The organism is Fibrella forsythiae, assembly GCF_017353175.1.
In the GTDB taxonomy this organism is placed as follows: domain Bacteria; phylum Bacteroidota; class Bacteroidia; order Cytophagales; family Spirosomataceae; genus Fibrella; species Fibrella forsythiae.
Window position 1 is genome coordinate 577,759 of sequence record NZ_JAFMYW010000001.1, and the last position, 19,315, is coordinate 597,073.

General features: G+C 43.2%; 22 protein-coding genes. 5 read left to right on the forward strand and 17 right to left on the reverse strand.

Features of this window, described 5'->3' with window-relative positions; genetic code table 11:
• Position 1: 1 nt before the first annotated feature.
• From J2I46_RS02840 to J2I46_RS02850, 3 genes are all read right to left on the reverse strand, one after another.
• Entirely contained in the window at positions 2 to 1,720 is a 1,719-nt protein-coding gene (locus J2I46_RS02840) for an AAA family ATPase (RefSeq protein WP_207327408.1), read from the reverse strand.
• Positions 1,721 to 1,956: 236 nt separating this feature from the next.
• Positions 1,957 to 2,292, reverse strand: a complete 336-nt coding sequence (locus J2I46_RS02845) for a hypothetical protein (RefSeq protein ID WP_207327409.1) — start codon at positions 2,290 to 2,292, stop codon at positions 1,957 to 1,959.
• 33 nt (positions 2,293 to 2,325) lie between these two features.
• Positions 2,326 to 2,667, reverse strand: coding sequence for a hypothetical protein (locus J2I46_RS02850; protein WP_207327410.1), 342 nt, complete (start codon positions 2,665 to 2,667; stop codon positions 2,326 to 2,328).
• A gap of 679 nt (positions 2,668 to 3,346) precedes the next feature.
• Between J2I46_RS02850 and J2I46_RS02855 the strand changes: the two genes are divergently transcribed.
• The 3 genes from J2I46_RS02855 to J2I46_RS02865 all read left to right on the forward strand — a co-directional run bounded on the left by J2I46_RS02855 (position 3,347) and on the right by J2I46_RS02865 (position 5,516).
• Positions 3,347 to 3,877: a hypothetical protein gene (locus J2I46_RS02855; protein ID WP_207327411.1), complete on the forward strand. Its 531-nt coding sequence runs from the start codon at positions 3,347 to 3,349 to the stop codon at positions 3,875 to 3,877.
• 5 nt (positions 3,878 to 3,882) lie between these two features.
• Positions 3,883 to 4,644, forward strand: a complete 762-nt coding sequence (locus J2I46_RS02860) for a hypothetical protein (RefSeq protein WP_207327412.1) — start codon at positions 3,883 to 3,885, stop codon at positions 4,642 to 4,644.
• 80 nt (positions 4,645 to 4,724) lie between these two features.
• Positions 4,725 to 5,516: a DUF4393 domain-containing protein gene (locus tag J2I46_RS02865; RefSeq protein WP_207327413.1), complete on the forward strand. Its 792-nt coding sequence runs from the start codon at positions 4,725 to 4,727 to the stop codon at positions 5,514 to 5,516.
• 295 nt (positions 5,517 to 5,811) lie between these two features.
• Here the strand turns inward: J2I46_RS02865 and J2I46_RS02870 are convergent, their stop codons facing one another.
• From J2I46_RS02870 to J2I46_RS02920, 11 genes are all read right to left on the reverse strand, one after another.
• Positions 5,812 to 6,678: a hypothetical protein gene (locus tag J2I46_RS02870; RefSeq protein ID WP_207327414.1), complete on the reverse strand. Its 867-nt coding sequence runs from the start codon at positions 6,676 to 6,678 to the stop codon at positions 5,812 to 5,814.
• A 322-nt stretch (positions 6,679 to 7,000) separates the two neighbouring features.
• The gene (locus tag J2I46_RS02875; protein WP_207327415.1) at positions 7,001 to 7,234 is read right to left on the reverse strand and encodes a DUF2188 domain-containing protein; all 234 of its coding nucleotides are present in this window, start codon (positions 7,232 to 7,234) and stop codon (positions 7,001 to 7,003) included.
• Between the two features lie 178 nt (positions 7,235 to 7,412).
• Positions 7,413 to 7,760, reverse strand: coding sequence for a hypothetical protein (locus J2I46_RS02880; protein WP_207327416.1), 348 nt, complete (start codon positions 7,758 to 7,760; stop codon positions 7,413 to 7,415).
• 190 nt (positions 7,761 to 7,950) lie between these two features.
• Positions 7,951 to 8,547 (reverse strand): beta/gamma crystallin-related protein, encoded by a 597-nt coding sequence (locus J2I46_RS02885; protein WP_207327417.1) that lies wholly within the window; start codon positions 8,545 to 8,547, stop codon positions 7,951 to 7,953.
• 261 nt (positions 8,548 to 8,808) lie between these two features.
• Positions 8,809 to 10,029 carry a helix-turn-helix domain-containing protein gene (locus J2I46_RS02890; protein WP_207327418.1) on the reverse strand — a complete coding sequence of 407 codons (1,221 nt, stop codon included), beginning with the start codon at positions 10,027 to 10,029 and terminating at the stop codon, positions 8,809 to 8,811.
• 56 nt (positions 10,030 to 10,085) lie between these two features.
• The gene (locus J2I46_RS02895; RefSeq protein WP_207327419.1) at positions 10,086 to 10,601 is read right to left on the reverse strand and encodes an HNH endonuclease; all 516 of its coding nucleotides are present in this window, start codon (positions 10,599 to 10,601) and stop codon (positions 10,086 to 10,088) included.
• A complete protein-coding gene (locus J2I46_RS02900; protein WP_207327420.1) occupies positions 10,602 to 10,961 on the reverse strand; it encodes a YopX family protein in 360 nt (119 codons plus the stop codon).
• On the reverse strand, positions 10,945 to 11,310 hold the full coding sequence (locus J2I46_RS02905) for a hypothetical protein (RefSeq protein ID WP_207327421.1): 366 nt from the start codon (positions 11,308 to 11,310) through the stop codon (positions 10,945 to 10,947). Before J2I46_RS02905 ends, J2I46_RS02900 begins: the two co-directional genes overlap by 17 nt.
• 5 nt (positions 11,311 to 11,315) lie before the next feature.
• Complete coding sequence (locus J2I46_RS02910) at positions 11,316 to 12,143, reverse strand: hypothetical protein (RefSeq protein ID WP_207327422.1); 828 nt, start codon at positions 12,141 to 12,143, stop codon at positions 11,316 to 11,318.
• Between the two features lie 2 nt (positions 12,144 to 12,145).
• A complete protein-coding gene (locus J2I46_RS02915; protein WP_207327423.1) occupies positions 12,146 to 12,679 on the reverse strand; it encodes a hypothetical protein in 534 nt (177 codons plus the stop codon).
• A gap of 214 nt (positions 12,680 to 12,893) precedes the next feature.
• Positions 12,894 to 13,100 (reverse strand): helix-turn-helix domain-containing protein, encoded by a 207-nt coding sequence (locus tag J2I46_RS02920; RefSeq protein WP_207327424.1) that lies wholly within the window; start codon positions 13,098 to 13,100, stop codon positions 12,894 to 12,896.
• 999 nt (positions 13,101 to 14,099) lie between these two features.
• Between J2I46_RS02920 and J2I46_RS02925 the strand changes: the two genes are divergently transcribed.
• Together J2I46_RS02925 and J2I46_RS02930 are read left to right on the forward strand one after the other, a co-directional pair.
• Positions 14,100 to 14,516, forward strand: coding sequence for a hypothetical protein (locus tag J2I46_RS02925; protein ID WP_207327425.1), 417 nt, complete (start codon positions 14,100 to 14,102; stop codon positions 14,514 to 14,516).
• A gap of 396 nt (positions 14,517 to 14,912) precedes the next feature.
• Complete coding sequence (locus tag J2I46_RS02930) at positions 14,913 to 15,299, forward strand: hypothetical protein (protein WP_207327426.1); 387 nt, start codon at positions 14,913 to 14,915, stop codon at positions 15,297 to 15,299.
• A 31-nt stretch (positions 15,300 to 15,330) separates the two neighbouring features.
• Here the strand turns inward: J2I46_RS02930 and J2I46_RS02935 are convergent, their stop codons facing one another.
• The 3 genes from J2I46_RS02935 to J2I46_RS02945 form a co-directional block, all read right to left on the reverse strand.
• Positions 15,331 to 18,255 (reverse strand): tape measure protein, encoded by a 2,925-nt coding sequence (locus J2I46_RS02935; protein ID WP_207327427.1) that lies wholly within the window; start codon positions 18,253 to 18,255, stop codon positions 15,331 to 15,333.
• A complete protein-coding gene (locus tag J2I46_RS02940) occupies positions 18,255 to 18,545 on the reverse strand; it encodes a ubiquitination-like system serine protease family protein (protein WP_207327428.1) in 291 nt (96 codons plus the stop codon). Before J2I46_RS02940 ends, J2I46_RS02935 begins: the two co-directional genes overlap by 1 nt.
• Before the next feature lie 301 nt (positions 18,546 to 18,846).
• A complete protein-coding gene (locus J2I46_RS02945) occupies positions 18,847 to 19,299 on the reverse strand; it encodes a hypothetical protein (protein WP_207327429.1) in 453 nt (150 codons plus the stop codon).
• Positions 19,300 to 19,315: the final 16 nt, after the last annotated feature.

Below are 19,315 nucleotides of genomic sequence, written 5' to 3' on the forward strand. Positions count from 1 at the left end.
ATTAGTCAAATATATACTCAGGATAATCTCGGCTGTCTTTATTTATAGCATCAAGTCTTTCATCAATGCTTTTAGCATCAATCACATCGCTATAAGTTTCCTCCGTTCGCAAATCACCCACATTTTTATTTGACACTGGCAAAATATTACTCATATCAAATAGAGGGGAGGTCAATATTGAGTTAGGAAGTAAGTTAGCGACATCAATATCAATTTTTTGTACGTTTACACCATCATCCTTTGATCTAGTAACTTTCAAAAATACAGAAGATTCTGGAGCCCCTAATATAGGTATAACACTATGAGTAGTTGCTATAAACTGAACATTCGGAAAAGCAGTTGACAAAAGCCTAGGTAGTTCATACTGCCACTTTGGATGAAGGTGATTTTCTAGTTCGTCAATCAAAACTATCCCTCCAAACTCTTCAAAATTTATAACGTTAGGCTGTAGCCTACTGAAACGTAATATTATATCACCAACCATAGCGATTACACTTTTTAATCCTGATGCCAATTTTGAAAAGTGAATAGCATCATATAGCTTTTCTGTATTTTCCTCCTTCTCAAGATAAAGTACATCGTACTGATCTTCCTTATTTTTTTGAACAATAATTTCAGAGAGAGATGGTATTAATTTCTTTAAAATTGATGTTGTCTGCTCAAATTTCGGATTATTCTCGATATGCCATCTTATTAAGTCTGGCTCAATATTTAATAGCACACCATCAATATTGAATAAACTATAAGTAACGCTGCTCTTTTCAGAAAGCTCATTTTGGCTCATGTCGTTTTGTAATTGTAACCGAGAAGGTCCATAGCCAATCATTTCTTTTAGGGATTCAAATCCTCCGCTGTTAATATTATTGATATAATTTATACTTTTCTTTTTGTATTCTATACCAATCTTAGGACTATTATCTTTCAAAAGGTTAATGCTTTTATCCCTAGTTCCGAACAATCCTATAGCAATTGCCTGCAGTAAGCTAGATTTTCCGTAACCGTTTTCGCCTGTAATAAAAATCCATTGAGTATCTATTGGTATGTTCTCAATATGAGCGCTCTTTATACATAAATAATCATTTACTTTTATTTGCTTAATGCAAAATGGCATACTATTAACTAAATCTTTATAGGTATCAACGCTCGTATCTTTAATGATTTTATACTTGTTTATATAATTCCTCGGCATGTATATATATTTTACAAAAAATTCCAGCGTTTCCACTAACTTTTCATGAAATATTTCATCTTTAATACCAGTATTGTACGTGAACTCAACTTGAGTCTCAAGAGGCCCCACTTCTTCGGATTTATCAAGTCGAAATTCAAAATTATTTACATTCTCATCTACAAATTCGTATAGCTCTGCCGCCTTTTTTCTTACTTTTTCGAAAAATGGAGCTGCTTTAGATTCTTCAAGATCAATTTCCCGAGTTGCAATTCTAGCCAGCTCAAATCTTAGCGACTCGGCACTATTCATATTAACTTTAATAGTTTTTTTGAAAACGTACATTCCGTCTTCATCTAAATACTCTGCGACTGCTGTGACGAAATCATCTTCTTGAGCGCGCTTAATAGCATTTTCTAAGTTAGCCTTCCACCTAGCAACAATTTCAGGATCAACCCCAGGTAGGTCTGCAAGTATCTTCTCGTAAGGGATACCTTGATTATATAGCCTTATAAATAAGTTCTCTAACTCTAAAGGATTAGTTGTAGCCATGTGTATTCTATTTTTGACAAATCTATAATGAAGTTAGTAATGTAAGGTTGCATCATACAAACGAATTTACTTTGTTGGCGTTCCAAGCGTATAGATGAATGTTTATCTCAATAATATGATTTGGCTCAATTATAATATTCGTAAAGCATTGATATTTAATCATTTATATTTAAAAATTATCAAAACACATTATTATATGTAAATACGGACCAATAGCATTAGTGTGGATACGTGAGCTAGGATGTAGCCCTTAGTTTACGTATCCACACTAATGGCTGCGAGTCAAACAGTGGCCACTGCTCAAGTCTGGTCACGTACAAATGCATAATGACCTGCTTCTTATCAGGTACGGTCGGATGCAGCGTTCGTTGCAGATAAGGCGGGGCTACCAGTACATACGTGCCGGATGCTTGCGGGTCAGTTGTAAACGCCAACTCAAGATGTGCCCCTTGCTGGTAATCGACCTCATCACCAAAGGCGGTTTCTGCATCGATTGGCTTATCGCTCCCTAGCTGGGTTGCTTGGGTCAAGTCGGGAGTTGCGCAATACATGAGCCGGAGTAGAACCTCCATCTCATTTGGGGCTGGGCTTGGTTCCATCGTCTCTTACTTATTTTGTTCCTCAGCGGGCAACCGCTCCATTTGTGCCCACACATCAGTCAGTACCATATAAACCGTTACCATCGGCACCTGCACCGTTTCGCCTGTCTTGGTTTGGCGAGACTGACTGCCAAGCAGCGGCGGGTCACACACCACGTATTCTCCGTTTAGTTCGGGCCGGTCATAAAACGTAATCTGTTGACGGTTTCCCTGTGCGTAGCCATAGGCATCTTCGGCATCAGTCCAGTAGGTTGGACTAAGGGGTTCGGCTTGGCTACGATCAGCGGTAAGGTAGCGCATGGTGCGCAGGAGCACCTCCGGCTGAAGCATACGAACGTTACTTTCCATTCTTGTTGTGTTGTTGTTTACAACGGGAAGATACACCTTGGAGGTGGGGATAGGAAGGGATTAAGCGGGTTTATTACGGTATTCTATAGTTATTCAGGTAGGGTAGTTACCACCAGATTGCACCAGGAGAAGAGTCTACGAGCCTACCTGGCGATATTAGATTTTAAATCCCTCAAAACCCATCGACTTAGATTAATTTTGACAGGAACAAAAGAGAGAGTAGTCCGCTTGACTTATATTGGAACCGCCGATCACAAAAAAACAGCGCCAGTTAGGTGTGTACGTAAGATGTCAGTATACTTATGCCGCCTATGGAACGTAGTGCATAAACTGATTTTAAAGGACACGATACAAAAGGAGCCAACAAGAGCTTGGCTTCAAAGTAAAGAAAGTACATCGCTGGCTACTCAATAACTAGGCATTATTGTTAGAATTGGCAAGGCGACTAGTGGACGCATACTCAATCTGGCAAGATCCGTACTCGCTTGAGAGTATATACAGCCTAACCTCTTTTCTTTGGTGGGCGGCGAAGCTATTATATACATGGCTCAAGTACCGCTAGATGCTCAGCCAGCACTATAGAGGTTGGCCTATGAAACTAGCCTGATATTGTTAATCAGGCTAGTTTCATAGTTACTAATTATCACCTCGAGGGGTCCACGATAAATGAACGTAAATTATGTTAAATAAAATTTACGAATTACTCGGAGACATAAAAAGCCAAAATGAGGTTTCCTTCTTACAAAAAGGAGATTTCTGGATTTCACTTTTTTTTAATTTTTTAGGTCTATATCTAGCTTATCTAGCATACAAGGAAGCTAATAGAGCTAAAGAAGCTGCTGAAGAGGCAGCTAATTCTGTAAGAGCAGTTGGTGTATCTCTAGGCCTAAGTGAAATAGCATATCAATTAGAACGAATTGATATTAATATTCAATATACAACATGTCGAACTTTGCTTAGTGAAACACATCGAAAAACTAGGCAGTTAACAGCAACCTATAAAAATGACCCTGAATTATCGATTATAATCAATAAAGTTGAAAGTACTTTAGGGCAAATTGAGGTCGCTTTATATGATGTTAGGCCGATTAATGAAACAGTAATCAGTCCTTTGCATTCAGTATACTGGGCAATTGAATGTTTTTCCTCACCCCTCGTAGGACACTTAGGTGAATTAATTGGAGCAGTTGCAAAGCGTACTCAACCATAAATGCAATGTCACAAGAAGGAGCATACACAGACAAATTACAATCTTTAATAGAGTCAACTTCTAAAGGGGAGATATATTGGGAGCAGCAGAACCCATCAACATACTACTATGAATCTAGTTTGCTAATTGGTGATAAATTTGTGACATCTATTCAACGAATAGGCCCAATGGGCATTGGTGGATACATTTTTCAGATCATCAATTCAGAAACTAGTGAAGTGGTTTTAGATATAAAAACTATTAGTAAGACTATGATGCTTCCGGTATTTAACTCTAGTGCATTTGACTATACCGAAGTACTTCAGTCTTTATATCAAAGGGTTGAACTTTATGTCAGTAATCGTGCAAATATAATATTGGGAGGTACCATCGGTAAGTTTGATGTAACAAATACAAATCAATCACCTATGAAATTAACCTTTGTTAGTGCTCGCAGGGTCAATCTAGATCGAGATGGATTCGATTTTCAATATTTTTATACTATAAACCATGGCGAGGATACACACCAAATACATATCGTTACTACTACTAATGGCGCAGAACTAGCTTGGCACATAGGACAAGCTGATTTAGTGGCATACTCTAAGAGAGCATTCGTACTTGCGGTAAAATATATTAAGTGGCATTGGCAAACAACTGGTACGCTTCCTGACGAACAGAGGCAGTATTTTGAGAAGAGGGATCTAGCTAGACTCAGTGATGCTTCGCTTGATTGGCAAGGTTATATTCTTATTTTGGGCGGAGATGAAAAAGTAACTGAATTGTAATTCGTTTCAAGATTAAATAAAAAACTTTTACAAGACAGGTTATTACTTACCCATGTTCTTGATTTCAAAATTAGCTTAGAATGGAAGGAGGTCTTAATCAATTAGCAAGAAGCATAGCCAGCTCTGTGGAGCTACTCCCCTTGGTGTATAAAGACTTAGCTCAACCTAGTGTTCAAAAAGCTGGAAAAGCATTAGAAACAGTAGTTGGTTTAGGTAATACAGCCTTACTTCCCATACTCTTGCTTAACGAGAAAACCAATTACTGGTTTACGAAGCATATGGAGAATTACAAGGTGAAGTTAGATACAATACCGGCGGAAAAAGTATGTCCAGTCCCACCTGAGCTAGGCGTACCACTGCTGGAGAAATTAACGTATACAACGAACGATGACCTCGCAGATTTATTTACTACGCTTCTAGCCAAGGCTTCGTCTATCGAAACCGCCAACGAGGCACACCCGAAGTTTGTATCCATTATCTCTCTTTTATCTGCGGACGAAGCAAAGATTATTAAGCATATCAAGGATGACTTAATTTACACTAATCTTTTGCTTTATTTGAAAGATGATGAGGGCTATTTTGAGATAAGCTCTTATCTCACCTCTTTGGTTGAAGAATTGGACTTTATATTTCCTGATAACGATCGAGTCTATTTACAAAATCTCATTACGTTAGGTATACTGTCAGACGCTTATCCATCAAAAAAGATTAATCCTGAAAAATACGAAAAGTTACATAATTTTTATCGACTGTATCCAGAAGAGGGAAAAAAAATTTTAGGTGATAGATTTGGAAAAACAGAGTGGGTCGATTCGCACTTTAAACTTACTGACCTAGGTAGGCTCTTTATAAAATCGTGCAATATTTTATAAGATCTTCTCGATCTATTTAATTTGAATATATAGTTTTCGTAAAGTATTTTATGACTCCCAATTAATTCGGTTTCAAGATGGATTTGCTCATTTTTGCTACATAGCTTTTTCCCCCTTTAAGCCAGTAGCCCTTACTGCTTCTGAAACAATTATTTAGAAAGTATTTATCATGCCACTGATACATGACAGATTATTAAACTAACTTACCTTTATCTATCTACAAGAATCGTTCACATTTTATGGCATTTTAGATGAATAAAGCACCACTTGAATAATCATGTAAAGCGTACCTTCGCTAGCTAATTTTGAAATGTGGCGGTGCATCAATTACATTTTCGTTGTAGTAATTCTTTAACCATATAATCTTTGCCTGTATTTTATCCAACTCTTTCAATTTGCCCGAATCAGCTTCATTATTAATTTTATTTTTTAAATCGTTCAGTTTACTTTCAATAACTAATTTGTGAGCAACTAAAATGTTTCCAACCCTTACTAACGCTCCGTCATTTTCAGCCATATTAGTTTGGGTAGACTTTATAACATACTTTAAATAATCTATATAAAAAACCCCGTCGCCATCTTCTTTAAGAAAAGTATCTGTGTGATAAATTACCCATGACAAGAATTTAAAACTTTCGATTAAAGGCAAATTATCAATAATACTACTACTAAGTACAATTCTAGGATAAACAGCCATTTTCGACTCATTTATATATGCTTCTATCAGACCTTCGCCAACAGCAAAATTATTTTGAACTGAGCAATATTTATTAGAAACTCCACCCCTAATCAAAATATTCTTCTCCTTTAAGCAATGGTAAATAAATTCTTGTATACGATCAATAATTATAAACAAGGCGTTAGCTGAATGAAGATTTCTAATTTTTTCGTCAATTTTTTTATCAAAAAATTCTAATGGTTTATAATTAATTATTAATGAATCTGAAATAAAGACTACTTGAATTTCATAGAATAAATACAAATCAAATATTCCCTCTGAATACATTTTCTTAATGTCATCATTATTCTGTCTTAAAAAAATCTTTTCATTATTTTTCATGAAGTTCAGAAAGTCATTAGCTGATTTATCATCAGAAATTTGTCCATTCAACTCTCTGTAGCCTAGCATATCGATGAAAAGCACCCATTGTTCCAGTTTCATTATATTATGAGATAGTGGTTTGTAATCGAAGGAAGACGAATAGTATAGAATGCAAAATGGGTTGTAATCAACAATAATCAAGAATTGTCAATATTCCTTTTCTTCATTTCACCCATTTTCAGGGCTTACGCATATATACAATCTATGTAGTAATGATACTGACTCATTATCATCTCACACTACTAATCCATTAAACGGCAGACGTAGATGGTCGATGTACTGCTTTAGCGTCTAATTGTGACTTGTAGAAAAAGCCCCAGCGTTAACCGAGGCTCTTGAGTGTCCATGATGATGTAGACTATTAACTACCCTAAAAGGCGACTTATCCTTTTGGCGGGTAGGGGTCATTGCCATAAGTCCATTCCGTTCGCCATTGGCTGTCGGCACCCTGTACACGAACTTGGGCATCGTGACCATTCTCGCCGGCACCATGTGCAGCATCAACCGCAACTTTTATCGCTTTGGCCTGGGTATCATATGGCCCGTAGTCTTTGCTATTGTAAATAACTTTCCATTTGTTACCAGAGGTAACAACATAATACACTACGCGAGCCATATTATAATTGGGTTTAAGAGTTAATGTGTAACGTTTACCAAATGCGATAAACGCTTACAAAGAAGCCCCTCCTATGTTTGCTATTCTAATGGTTTTTAGTGAATTGTGTAAGCGGTTAATTTCGGGTATAAAAAAACAAACCAGCAAAAGAACGGGGCGAAAGGGAGAGATAAGCAAACTAAGCTCGGTCGATCATAGACAAGTCTGAGCTTATACGTTGCTTTAAGCTTGTTAATTGATCTGGCAATCTTCGTTTTGAGATAGCCGAGGCTCTAGGCTTGTTTGATTCCTTGTAGTCAGTAACAAGTCGGGAAGCCTCTTTATCAATTGTACTCCATAGCCTGCCTTCGACAAATTCATAATGCAAGCCTTTCTCTGTTTTGGAACCAACTAAGACAGATAAATCCAAAAGTAACTGGCTAATTGCTCTCAGGTTTAGGTCAAGCTCATAAAGTTGCTCTAGGCCAAATCTATCTATCTCCTTCTTTTTTTCCCTTATCGCCGCAATCAATTCGCTTTCAGTCATGAATACACACTTTGTATGGTTGAACACTTAAAAGGTTCTGCAACATAGATAGATACAGGGAGATTACCTACCGGACTGCACGGCGAGAACAGGTTAAAAGAGAGAGATTGGGATGTGTTTGCGCCGCATAAAAAAGGGCTTCGGTAGTAGCCGAAACCCCTGCTTCTATTAGGAGGTATATATGTTACTTCTAATTTATAAACTCAGTACTCCTTACATTCAACATCTGACATCTCCCAGCAGGGTACTCTTTATTCGGATCCATATCGGCTACTTTTAGGTTTTGAGGACTGGCCGAATCGTAATAGGTTACTTTTATCTTCCTACTAGGGTGTTTATTATATAACCAGGAAGAATAGTTACCTCGTCCGCATGATGGGTCGTCCCTATGGTCTATTCCAGCGTAATTATAAGCTTCTTCTCCTGTCGGAGCAGATGGCTGCCTTACTATAGGTGCCGGTACCCCCACCCCGTAAAACGCTTTCCAAGAAGATATACTATCGTTTTTTATGCCTGCATCAACGACCCAGGGATAATCCCCCACTCCTAATCGTACTGGCCCCCAATCTTCGGGACCGTAATCTCTGGCTGGATAAAATTCGAATTCACCTGCGTGAATCTTAAATGAGGAGATGTCGTCGCTCCAGTCATCCCCTAAAAAATCGTACCCCCCGGTTTCGTCGGATTGGTCACCTTTAAAATTTCTATCCTTGTAGACAGTTATACGAGGAGGGATTTGATTGCCTGGTGCTTCTTGTATTGCATTAACTGGTTTAGAACCGTCCATCTGCTTTTTATTTAAGGGAAAATTTACAGTCTGTTTGTTTTCGTATTCTGGTCGTTTTTTGCCCTTTCACGGCCCTTGAGTCAACACACATACAATTCAAAACCTGATAGTGTCTGTTTCTAAGCATCTTACGTAGCCAATTGATTAAGCGGTAGTTAGAGGCAACTGATGTGTTGCTACTTCCGATAATCAATTCACAAAAAAAGCCCCGGCGTTAACCGAGGCTTGAGCGTTCATCTTGATAGTAGAAAGGAAACCCCGTTAAATGGTAATGTGTGTCCAGTTTTTGCCGACAGCAATACTGTAAATTGCTCGCTCAGATACAGAGAACTTACGCGCAATATTTGAATTGGTTTCGCCAAGCAGAATTGACTGTTTTATGTCGCGCACCTGATCTTCTGTCAATTTAGATCTGCCATGCCGACTACCCTTAGGGTTGCCCGGTGAAACATTGGTTTGGCTATTCCATCCCGTTACGTGGCCCCAAGTTCGACCGGCGGCAATATCCCTAATACAAGTCTCCTCTACACCAAACCTCTTCGCAATTTCAGTGAAGCGTTCGCCCGCCAATACACGACCCTTGATATTTACCACCTCACCTTCGGTTAGTATAGCAAGGTGGGAATCTGAACCGCTGGGCGTTCCTTTTTTTATGAATGGGACAAGTATTTGCTCTGCCTTACGCTTTTTGCGTTCTAAACAAATTGTAGCGTCTCTGTAAAGCCATGCTAGTACGGTCATGACTTGCGCTCTGCCTGACACACTTAGATCAACAATGCCCGGCGACCTAGGGTGAGGGTAAAAGGAGACTCCTACGTTACAGTAATCCTTTAAAACGTCTGCAAGGCGACCGATAAACGCCGTATTGCCTGTCGCCTTAACGTTACAATACTGGTTATTTTGAGGTACGTTATCTTTAAATGTAATACACCCATCTCCATCAATATAGCCGCGTACGAAGTGGTGAAGTAGTTCGTTTGGCATCCACTCGGGAAAGGTAAGCGTAAAGGTTTTGGCCCGGTGGCACCCTAACTCAGCCAGCCGACTGGCTAACCGCAAATTATTGAAGCAAAACTCTAAAAGGTTTTTTTTTGCTGCACGGATAGGATGTTCTGCCTCAAGTGCCTTGGCAAATGATTCTAATATATGGCGATCTTGATTTTGCAGTGCCAAGGAAACTTTGTACCTGTTTCTCTTGGCGTCAATAATTTCACCTTTTCCATTATATCCGTCCGCATACATAAAACCCAAATAATACGCCTTCACTTCTGTGTCAATTGTATCCAAGAAGCGATCATTAATTTGATAAGTCCTTCCGTATTCAGATGTGTTGCGTAACACAATGTCCTGACCAAGCAAAAGGGTTCTAATGGTTAACACACCAAGCCGATACTTCTTAGCGAGGGTATTCAACCCTTCACCTGACTGGTATTCAAATACAATCTGAAGGATTTCTTCAGGTGTGAATATCCTCGGTTTCATTTCTCTAAATTATTAGGCCCCCGCCATTACAACGGGGGCATGTGGATTAGTTTTCGTTAATCAATATTATCGGGGCCCACCCAATACCGTTGGGCTTTCGCCCCGTGGGTATCGGTTCGCTGGTGGCACGTCGGGCAAAGCGTTCGCCCATTATCCACCCGCCAAAGCAACTCACACTCTGCCGCCTCTTCCAGGCTATTGATTCGGTAATTATGAATAATTGCCGATAGTGGATAAATATGATCTACCTGTACGCGTTTAGTACTGCCACATTCCCGGCATCGCCAACGGCCGCGCCGTAGTACCGCCCGTCGCCAGTCAAGGTAAAGGGGCGTTGTTCTCAGTTTGGCGGTTAGTTCCTTGCGCCATTCGGGGTCGTAGTCAATCAGCACTACTCGAAAGACAACGGGAGCCTTAGACGGTGTTACCTGAACTGGCCTGTTGACCTTTTTCAAGGACTGTAGAACCTTGTTTACCTCCGACTCTGGCAGGTCTAGCCGTAGGGCAATTTCGCTGGCCGGTTCGCCGATCTGGTAGGCTTCACGAATGAGCCACTTTGTTGCTGCATCCATTTATAGCCCCCTTAATAAGTACGGATGCTCAAACCGATTCCCCACCAACACATCACCACTACTCAGATTATCGAAAGGTTGAAACTCATCGCTACTGCCTACCGGAAACAGACCAAAACAGCCGTTCTCAAAGCCAACGATGTACAGGTAGGCAAAGCGTTCGCCTGTCTGTATATCGCGCGTTGACCACACGGTTATATCACCCTCATAGAGTTCTTTGCCGTTGCTATCGAATACGCCCGTAAACGCGGTAGCCTCAAAGATTATCGGGTCAGTCAGCATTCCGAAGTCCAGAAGCATATCTGGGACAAACGACAGCAGCCGCCTGTCCCAGATTCTGATTTTAAGCAAGCGGCTCATAACGACGAGGGTTATTCAAGCCGTGTCTGACAGCGTGTAAAAGCCCCGTTACTTGTGAGAGTCGCTCCCATGTCCTTTCCAATAAAAGAGACTCTATATCTCGTATGGTTGATAGGGTCACCGTTTTGTCGGAGGTGTCAGGCCATTTCTTTACCGCCTTTCGATAGCTATTCAGCGCATCAAGTAAAACGCTAAGGTCAGAACTGCCTACGGCGCTTTCATCATCGGGATCACGGTAGAAGCTCAAGCTCACAGGTAGGTCAATAGAAGCGGGCCGATAATCGGGAGCAAACTGGATAACAGTGGTGCGAGTGACAATTTCCTCACCCGGTTTTTGTTCTTGATTCATGGTGCTTAGGATTGGGGGATAACTAGTTCCGCAGTAATCAACGCCAGTATTCTGTCAATAAACCCGTACCGTTCTATGGCATCGATCACGCTTTCGCCGGGATGCCGGGTCAGTTGCCAAGCATTCAGCCCGTAGACTGACTGCATCCGTTGATAAAGGAACCGGTACACCTCACTCGGTTGACAGTTCTGAATCCCGCAGTACTCATTGATGCGCCGGGTTATAAATTGCCGGGTCTGCCGAACATCGACTACCGGACTGCTAAAGGGAACGGGCAACTGTCGAGCCATCGGTTTTTTTACCCGAACCCCCGCCCGTATTTGGTCAATGTCAGACCGTAGTTGATCGATCTGCGATTGTTGGCCCGTCATTAACTGCGATTGCTGTTGCAGGATTTGCAGAAGCATTGGGTTAACGTCGGGCGTTGACGGGGCTTGATGGGTGGCTACGGCCTGATGAAACACGGTCCGGTAGACCTCAAACACTTCGCGCACCTTACGGGCAATGAAGTATTCGAGACAGCTTACCGAAAGTCGGTACACCTGTTCAGGTCTACCGCCGTTTGAGTTTTCCCCATTTTGGGGGGAAACCTGGCTCTCATCTCGTTTGCCATTTTGGGCGAATGAAATGTAGTCTTCGCCCTCAAAGAACTCTTTGCGAAGCGTCCGAACCGCCTTGTCTTTTCGGGAGTAAACAAGGGGCCAAACTTCATCCAGGTCAATGGGGAACTGCTCACCCGTAGCGGCTAACTGCTGAATCTTCTGGAAGTAATCTTTCAGCCCAGCCACTACCGACACGCCTTGCGCATCGGTAGTCAGTTGTAGCTTATCCATACTTAGCCGCCGATAATAGCCTTGATTTGCTCAAGCATTACCTGCCGTTCGTATTCTTCAACCTCTTCGGGTTCTTTGATGCGCTTAGGTTCTGAAAGTCCCGCAACGGCATGCATATTACGAACGGCAATATTATGTAAGCCCGTCGTTAGGTCGGTCAGCATCTGGTCAATTCGCTCAATCTCGCTGAGTGTGCCGCCTGCCTCAACTAACCCCTCATTGGTACGGTTGCCAAGTGCATCTATCAGTATCCGGTAGAGCGTATTCTTACGCTCATTCAATGCCCACATAAGCGACAGCGAACTTGATAGGCTATACCCGTTGCCGCCAATTGACACATCTATGCTAAATGCGTGATGAGTAGAAGAAGGGTCGGGGAAATTAGGCCGGATAGGGTAGCCGCAGGGGTACTTATCTCGGAGGCTGCTAATAGCCTCTAGTTGGTCAAAATTGACCGTTTGCGTGTTTGTCGTGCCGTTTGCACAACTTGTATTTTGCGGCCTACCAGATGGGCCGTAGTTTTGCCTTGAGTTCATGAGAACCTAGCGGTTTAAGTGAGTCAATCGCCCCGTTTATGCTCTCGCCGTCCAAAGTTTGAGCGTAGCGGGGTTTTCCATTTATAGACTAGCCAGTAGACTACTTTGCGAGGCAACCTCATCGGTACTGTGTCGCGTTTGCCGTTGGCTAAATCATAGACAAATATAAGCCAAATGACTGATATATCAGTCATTTGGCATCAAAAAAATATTGTTATCCCAAGTTTATGTTTAAGTCTACTCCCAAGGCGTCGGCTATCTTTTTTAACGTATCAACGGTAAGGTTCTGCTTTCCCAACTCATAACCCCCAATGACAGAGCGAGTCAAGCCTAGTTTCTCGCCAAACTCCTTTTGTGTTAGCCCTTTCTTTATTCGGGCCGCCTTTATTCGTTGCCCTATTACTTGTTTTATATCTTCCATTAGAGAGCTTAGTTCTATAGGCAAAGTTATCAAATAAGCGCATTACGTTTAAAGTATATCGCAGATTGATAGTTGTTTTGTGGATTTATTTGGCACTTACTGTACTCCTTTTAATATGACCAGGGCGCTTAAAATTACGTCTTATGTAGTTGCTATTATATTGACCATAATCATAGCCGGATGGATTTTAGGTTACCGTTTGAGTCCGAACATCTGGAACTCAGAAACACCCGAAACCGAACCCGATATACAACGGGACATAGTAATTACGGATGAGGTATTTAGAAAAGGCGGATTTGGGGCTGTCGGACTTCATGACTTTGAGGTTTACAACAAGTCAAAGTATCACACGTATAAAGACATCCCTGTCTTGATAAGCTATTCTGGCAGTTCTTGGACAGAGATATCACAATCAAGAGTCATTGTATACAAAACCTTTCCGCCTCAGAAGACGGTATATGTTAAAGACTTGAGTGGGGGTATTATAGATCAACAGGTAGAACACGGAGTTATAGTTCTAGATGAATAACCCCTACCCTTGCTGACTATATGCTCCGTGAGGGCGAATAGGCAGACTCGATACAACCTAAGGAGCGAGCTACCTCAAACGCCCCCTAAACCCCCTTTTTAAACGATTTTTCGCCATGCAATCCGGTTGATTTTCCCCGGTTGTTGCGGATTACCTGTCGCAAGCTCACTAACCATTAAGCAACTTTAATTATAATAAAGAGACATATCACCCATTGGGAAATACCAATGACGGCACTTTGCTCTACTATCTCATATAAACACCTCCCCTTCAGTGACTATATATTACCCTCCAATACGTTTCTAGCCTATGAAACGGTCACGGTTACTAAAACTAGCGAACCTTAACGCGTATTATCACGAACACTTGTGGTACAAACTTTGTACTATTGTAAAAAGAATCTGTCTAAGTGTTTGGACAGATCGCACAGACTCACACGTTGATACTATGTTAAAAGGGAGATTAAAGGTATGGGTGTCTACACCGAATTGAATGAAGGGCCTGAGTTGCTCTCGCATGACAGCCTAAGTATTAATTTCAAATCAAAAAACATTCAGGCCCAACTAAACCTCTACCATTTTGAGGATAACGGCTTCATGGTTTCGTACATCCCGTCGCTCAATCTATCTGCCTACGGAGAGACCATTGAAGAGGCAAAGCACATGTTATTCCACGAGGTACTGGACGATTTTTTTCATACGATTATTGACATGCCTGAAATGGCCGTATTTGAAGAACTAGGTAAACTCTGCTGGCAGGGCACTCGCGTTCAAGAGTCAAGGCAGTACAATAACTCGGCATATGTGGACAAAGAGGGCGTTTTGCGCGATTTTGATCTACCCCAAGATACACCAATACATCAGGAGTTAGTCGCTTACAATGGGTAATCATAGACCAATTGATAAGTCGTGTTGGATTGCCTTTCTAAAAGCTCACGGCTGCTTTCCGGCCAAAGGAACTAATCACTCGAAGTGGAAATGTCCTGGCTGTCTGCAATCAATCATTTTTAGAAACGCGCCAAAAGAGATTCCTTTCACCCATATATCCACTAACCTACGGACAATGGGGATGACAAAAGAGTACTTTTTGGAATGGCTCGAAGAAAATTGTTAATAAAAAACGCCCCTCAACGTAGCTGAGGGGCGTTTTTTATGCGATCACCTACCCCGACAAAGTATCTTGCCTTGCCTTGCCGTCCGCGCTATTTGTAAATTTCGCAAATTGTTGCGCCGTACACATCCACTCAAAACGCTTTGGCCACATATACTGGCTCTCTTCAAGTCATGAGCGACAAGACAATAGAACTATTAATAACAGGCGGAATTGGGCTGATAGGCGGGGTTATCGGCTCCCTAATCGCACCTTGGGTAGTATGGGGGATAGAGCGCCGAAAGATCAAGATTAATAAAAAAATAGAGTTACTAAACAAGGTTAGACAGTACACGGAAAGGCCTGATTTTGACAGGGTTGCCTTTAGTCAGACAGCTATATATTCAGAGATTAAGCCCTATCTAACTAAAAGTCTGATTGGGATGATTGAGCAAAATTCTGAAACAAAACTTATAACTATAAAAAGCCCTAGACACGGCCGTGGCATTTCATTAAATAACTTATCTCCAGAGTTGTTAGATGAGATTGTAAGAATTGAGAAAGCGTGGGGGTTGATGTGATCTATGATAGCTGGCTATCAAGTTTCTTTACCTACCCCCTTCCCAATATCTTGCCTTGTCTAGCCGTTCGTGCTGCCTGTAACTCTTGATCGTTGCCACGCAATTTACCAGTAACGACTACCTGAATACGTTCAGTCCTATTGTTTCCCCTGTCAAAAGTATTGAATCGTTCAACTGGAATGTTGGCGGCTGGTGAATCAAAACGTGCTGGTGAATAACCTACGGCCCCACCTCGCGCAAACCCTTGTGGTAGTTCGCCTACTCGGTTGAGGCTATTCAATGCCGATACACCGATTTTACGCACGGCAGCGGCTCGCAAAATATATTCGCCATTTGAGACGCGAATGGGTATCGAGTCCGAAGTACCAGACCCTTCACCACTAATATATCCCCCGGTAGCATATCCCTTGCCTCTACTAGCCAGCGCCTTGATAGCTCCACCACCAACAAGCATAGCTGCCCCGGCTATACCTTGCCCCACACTCAAGGGCAAAGTTGTTCCTCCTAAAAATGGAGCCGCAAAAGCGAGTAGCTTTGACGACAGCAGCATTGATGTGCCAAGCTGTATAATAAAATTGGCTATACCATCCAATATGGTATCTAATGCGCTTTTAAACGGATCAGCCGTGCCGGTAACAAACGATTCACCAATGCTAGCAAAAACACCTGCTACATTGCCTCTGGTAGTCTCTTTAAACTCTTTAAAGATGTTACCAGCTTCAGCCAATTGCTTTCGGGCGGCATCACCCACCGCCCCGAACAGATCGCCAGTTGCGGCCTCCGCATTGGTGGCTAGTTTACCAATAAAACCCGGTAGCTCCCTATACTGCTTCTTTGCGTCCTCAACCGCTGCACTAGCTTCCGTAAATCTATCAAGTTGCCCCTGAACATTGTCTAACTTCTGGTCTACCTTAAACCCGCCAACATCAACCGCGCCAGGCACTTTGGCTTTCTTGAGCTTAGTTAATACCCGATCAGCTTCGGCCAATTTGGCAACAAGCCCCTGAATATCCTCTCTAAGTTTGGGCGGAACTACCTTGCCCGCCAAATCTAAGTCGCGCGCCTGGTCGCCTAATTTACCTAGCTGCTCTGTGAGTTGCGCGTAAAGGGTTTTAGGCTCTTTATTGGAGATTAGGTCATCAACCTCTTTCAGTTTTCTTTTTACAAATTCAATCCGGTCGGCTAACTCTTTAGGTATAGCCTTGCCAGGATTGAGCAAGACGAAGGTCTTAGCCTCGTTCTGTAGCTTGCTTAGATCCTGCGTAAGTAAATCATAGGTTGATTTTGCGGCAGGCTGATTAACGTTGGTCGCCTTGTTTTTCTTTGGCGGTTCGGCTCGCTCTAACCTAGCATCAAGGGCGGCTAAGCGTTTGGCCTTAATGTCGGTCAGTAGCTTACCATTAACGGCTAAATCCTTTCTCTCCTGCTCAAGTGCGTCGCGCTCTTTTTTGTACGCCTCAAAGGTTACAAGGGGATTGAGTTTTACGCCAGACTTTGCCGCCGATTTGGCCGATTCTTGATCGGCTTTTGCCAGACGTAAATTTTCCGAACGCAACTCAATTAGTAGCTTCTTCTTAGAGGCTAGCGTCTGTCTATCGCGCCGCAATTCGGGAGAGTCGAGAATGGTATCTTTCGACCGACTATTAATACTAGCCTCCGAACGGACAATATCTGTCTGCAACTGTGCAAACTGAGCTGCTCGACCCGCGTAATCTTTGCCCGAAAACTCCTGCTTGGCTTTAGCTCTATAGGTTGCCTCTTCCAGTACGGGTGCCTTAATTGAGGCCAGCACCTTTGCTATACCTACTGCCGGAAGTACGCGAGGGGTTACTTTTTTGAAAAAGTCACCTAGTCCGCTTCCCTGCTTTGTTCCACTGTTCAACTCACGTAGCCCCTGCAATGTGTTGGCAATGCCGTTTCCGAACTTGGCAAAGAACGAGTCAACCCCGGCCGTTTTACTAAATTCGGCAATGAAAAGACTTACCTGATCGGTCGCTCGCTGAAAGGAGCCACCTATACTGTTGGCGTTCGCTTCGGCTCCGTTAGCGGTCTTTAATAATTCTGCTGCGAATTTTGGCAAAATATCGCTACTCGCCAATTCGCCACGTTCCAACATTCTGCCAAGCTCCTGTGTAGAGACACCTACTGCCTTCGCCATCGTCCCATACGCTCCCGCAAGGCCCGATTCTGCCAGTTGCCCCTTTAATTCTTCCGCCTGGATTGAACCCTTGTTCATCATCTGGCCTATGGCCAGTAGGGCGCGTTCCGTCTGATTAGCGGTCAGCCCTAACCTTGCCGCCCGCGCCGTAACAGCGGCAAAAACTTTGTCGGTTTCTTTCCCGGCTAAAGTTGTTCCTTCCGATGAGGCCGTCAGGTCAGCATAGGAACTTGTAAGACTTTCGACACTCAGACCGTACCGATCCGACAGCGAACGCGTAATGTTGACACCACGATTGTAGGCGGTTTGCGAGGTAGTTGCCCCCTGTAGCTTTCGGTCAAGTCTATCGAAATCCTTTACGACTTCAAAGCCAGATTTTAGCGCATTCAATGCGCTACCTATCGAGAGTATTCCACCCGCATAGGACAACAAACCTGCCGTACTCCCCGCTGAGGGAGTCGGGAAGGCACTATTGGATACGCCTAGATTCTGTAATTGTGAAGCCCTGGCCTGTAAATCAGCTAACTCTCGATTGGTGCGCGCAATAACCGACGTATCGAGTGATAGACTCCGCCGTTGCGTCAAAAGGGCGATACGGCTATTTATCTGATCAAGACTATTGATCGCGCGACCGGCTGTTTGCGCAAGGGCATTACCGAAGTTGCGGTCAAAATTTCGACCGGATTCGGCGCCCTGCGCTTCTAGCCTGTTAAGCAAATTTGTTGCCCGGCCTATTACACGCTCAAAACCGGAAAGATTGCCGTCAATGCCGACAGAGAGTGAAGCAATTTCCGCCATTAATCCATATCGGTTAACTCAACGGTTTGACCGGCGAGCGGGTGGGTTGAATCAGGTAGGTACTGAATACGGCCAGCCGTCACGAATGAATGGCAAACCGTCGGGCCGTTGGCGTTACCTGACCTGACCAGAATAGACGGTTGAATCGTGGGTGATTCAGAATCGTTATTATATGACCAGGTAGGCACCCCCCGGTTCGGAATTGTATTGAAGCCGTGACCACACCCGCATCCCTCACAGAAGAAAAGGTGCGTAAACTGGCTATTGTCGTTTAGCGTCAGGATTTTCATGGAGTAGGAATGGCGTTTTGTAGTCGAGCCGTATGAGCATTGAGGGCATCAATGAAGGTGGAGGCCTCCTCGACCGAATTAACGGGTTGCGCCTTTCGGGTTTGGTCGGAAACTAGCGGAATGAGTTGCTCTCTCGTCCTTAGATCGGAGGTTTTCATTACACCGCCATTGTAGACCCGGAAGACGATCTCGCGCGTCTGCAGCCATCTTTCATTCAATAGCCGGTTGGCCTTCTTGATGTAGCCGTCCCGGTAGCGCAGGTACTGGCCGAAGGAGAAATCGCCGTAAAACTGGTCGGGCGTTAAGCCGATTTCTCCGAAGGCGTCGTCTTCGATTTCGCGCCACCAGTCGGCGACGCTTCGACGTTTTTTGGCTCTTCCTCCGGTTTGACTTCGGCCGCTTCATTTTGCTGGATCTTCTCCAGTTCGGCTTTTAGTTTGTCGAGGTACTCCTGGAAGGGTTCACCAACGATTGAGCTTAGAAAGGTTTCCATCAACTTGACTTGCTGTTCCTCCGACAGCGTATCCATGATATCGCCTGCCTCACGGTCGGTCAATAGATCGTCGTTGCCCTGTTCGGCCCCGCCTTTTATCATCTCAATGACCGCCCCAATCTGGGTGGAGCCTTTGAAGGCCGCGTGTACAGATACAATGTTAGGCGCGCAGCCGAGCGCTTCGGTAAAACGGCGTAAGGCCAGGTTGCCAAACGCGAAATTGCGACCGCCGATTTTGGTCGTAAATACTTTGATAGCCATAGTGAAAAACGGGAAA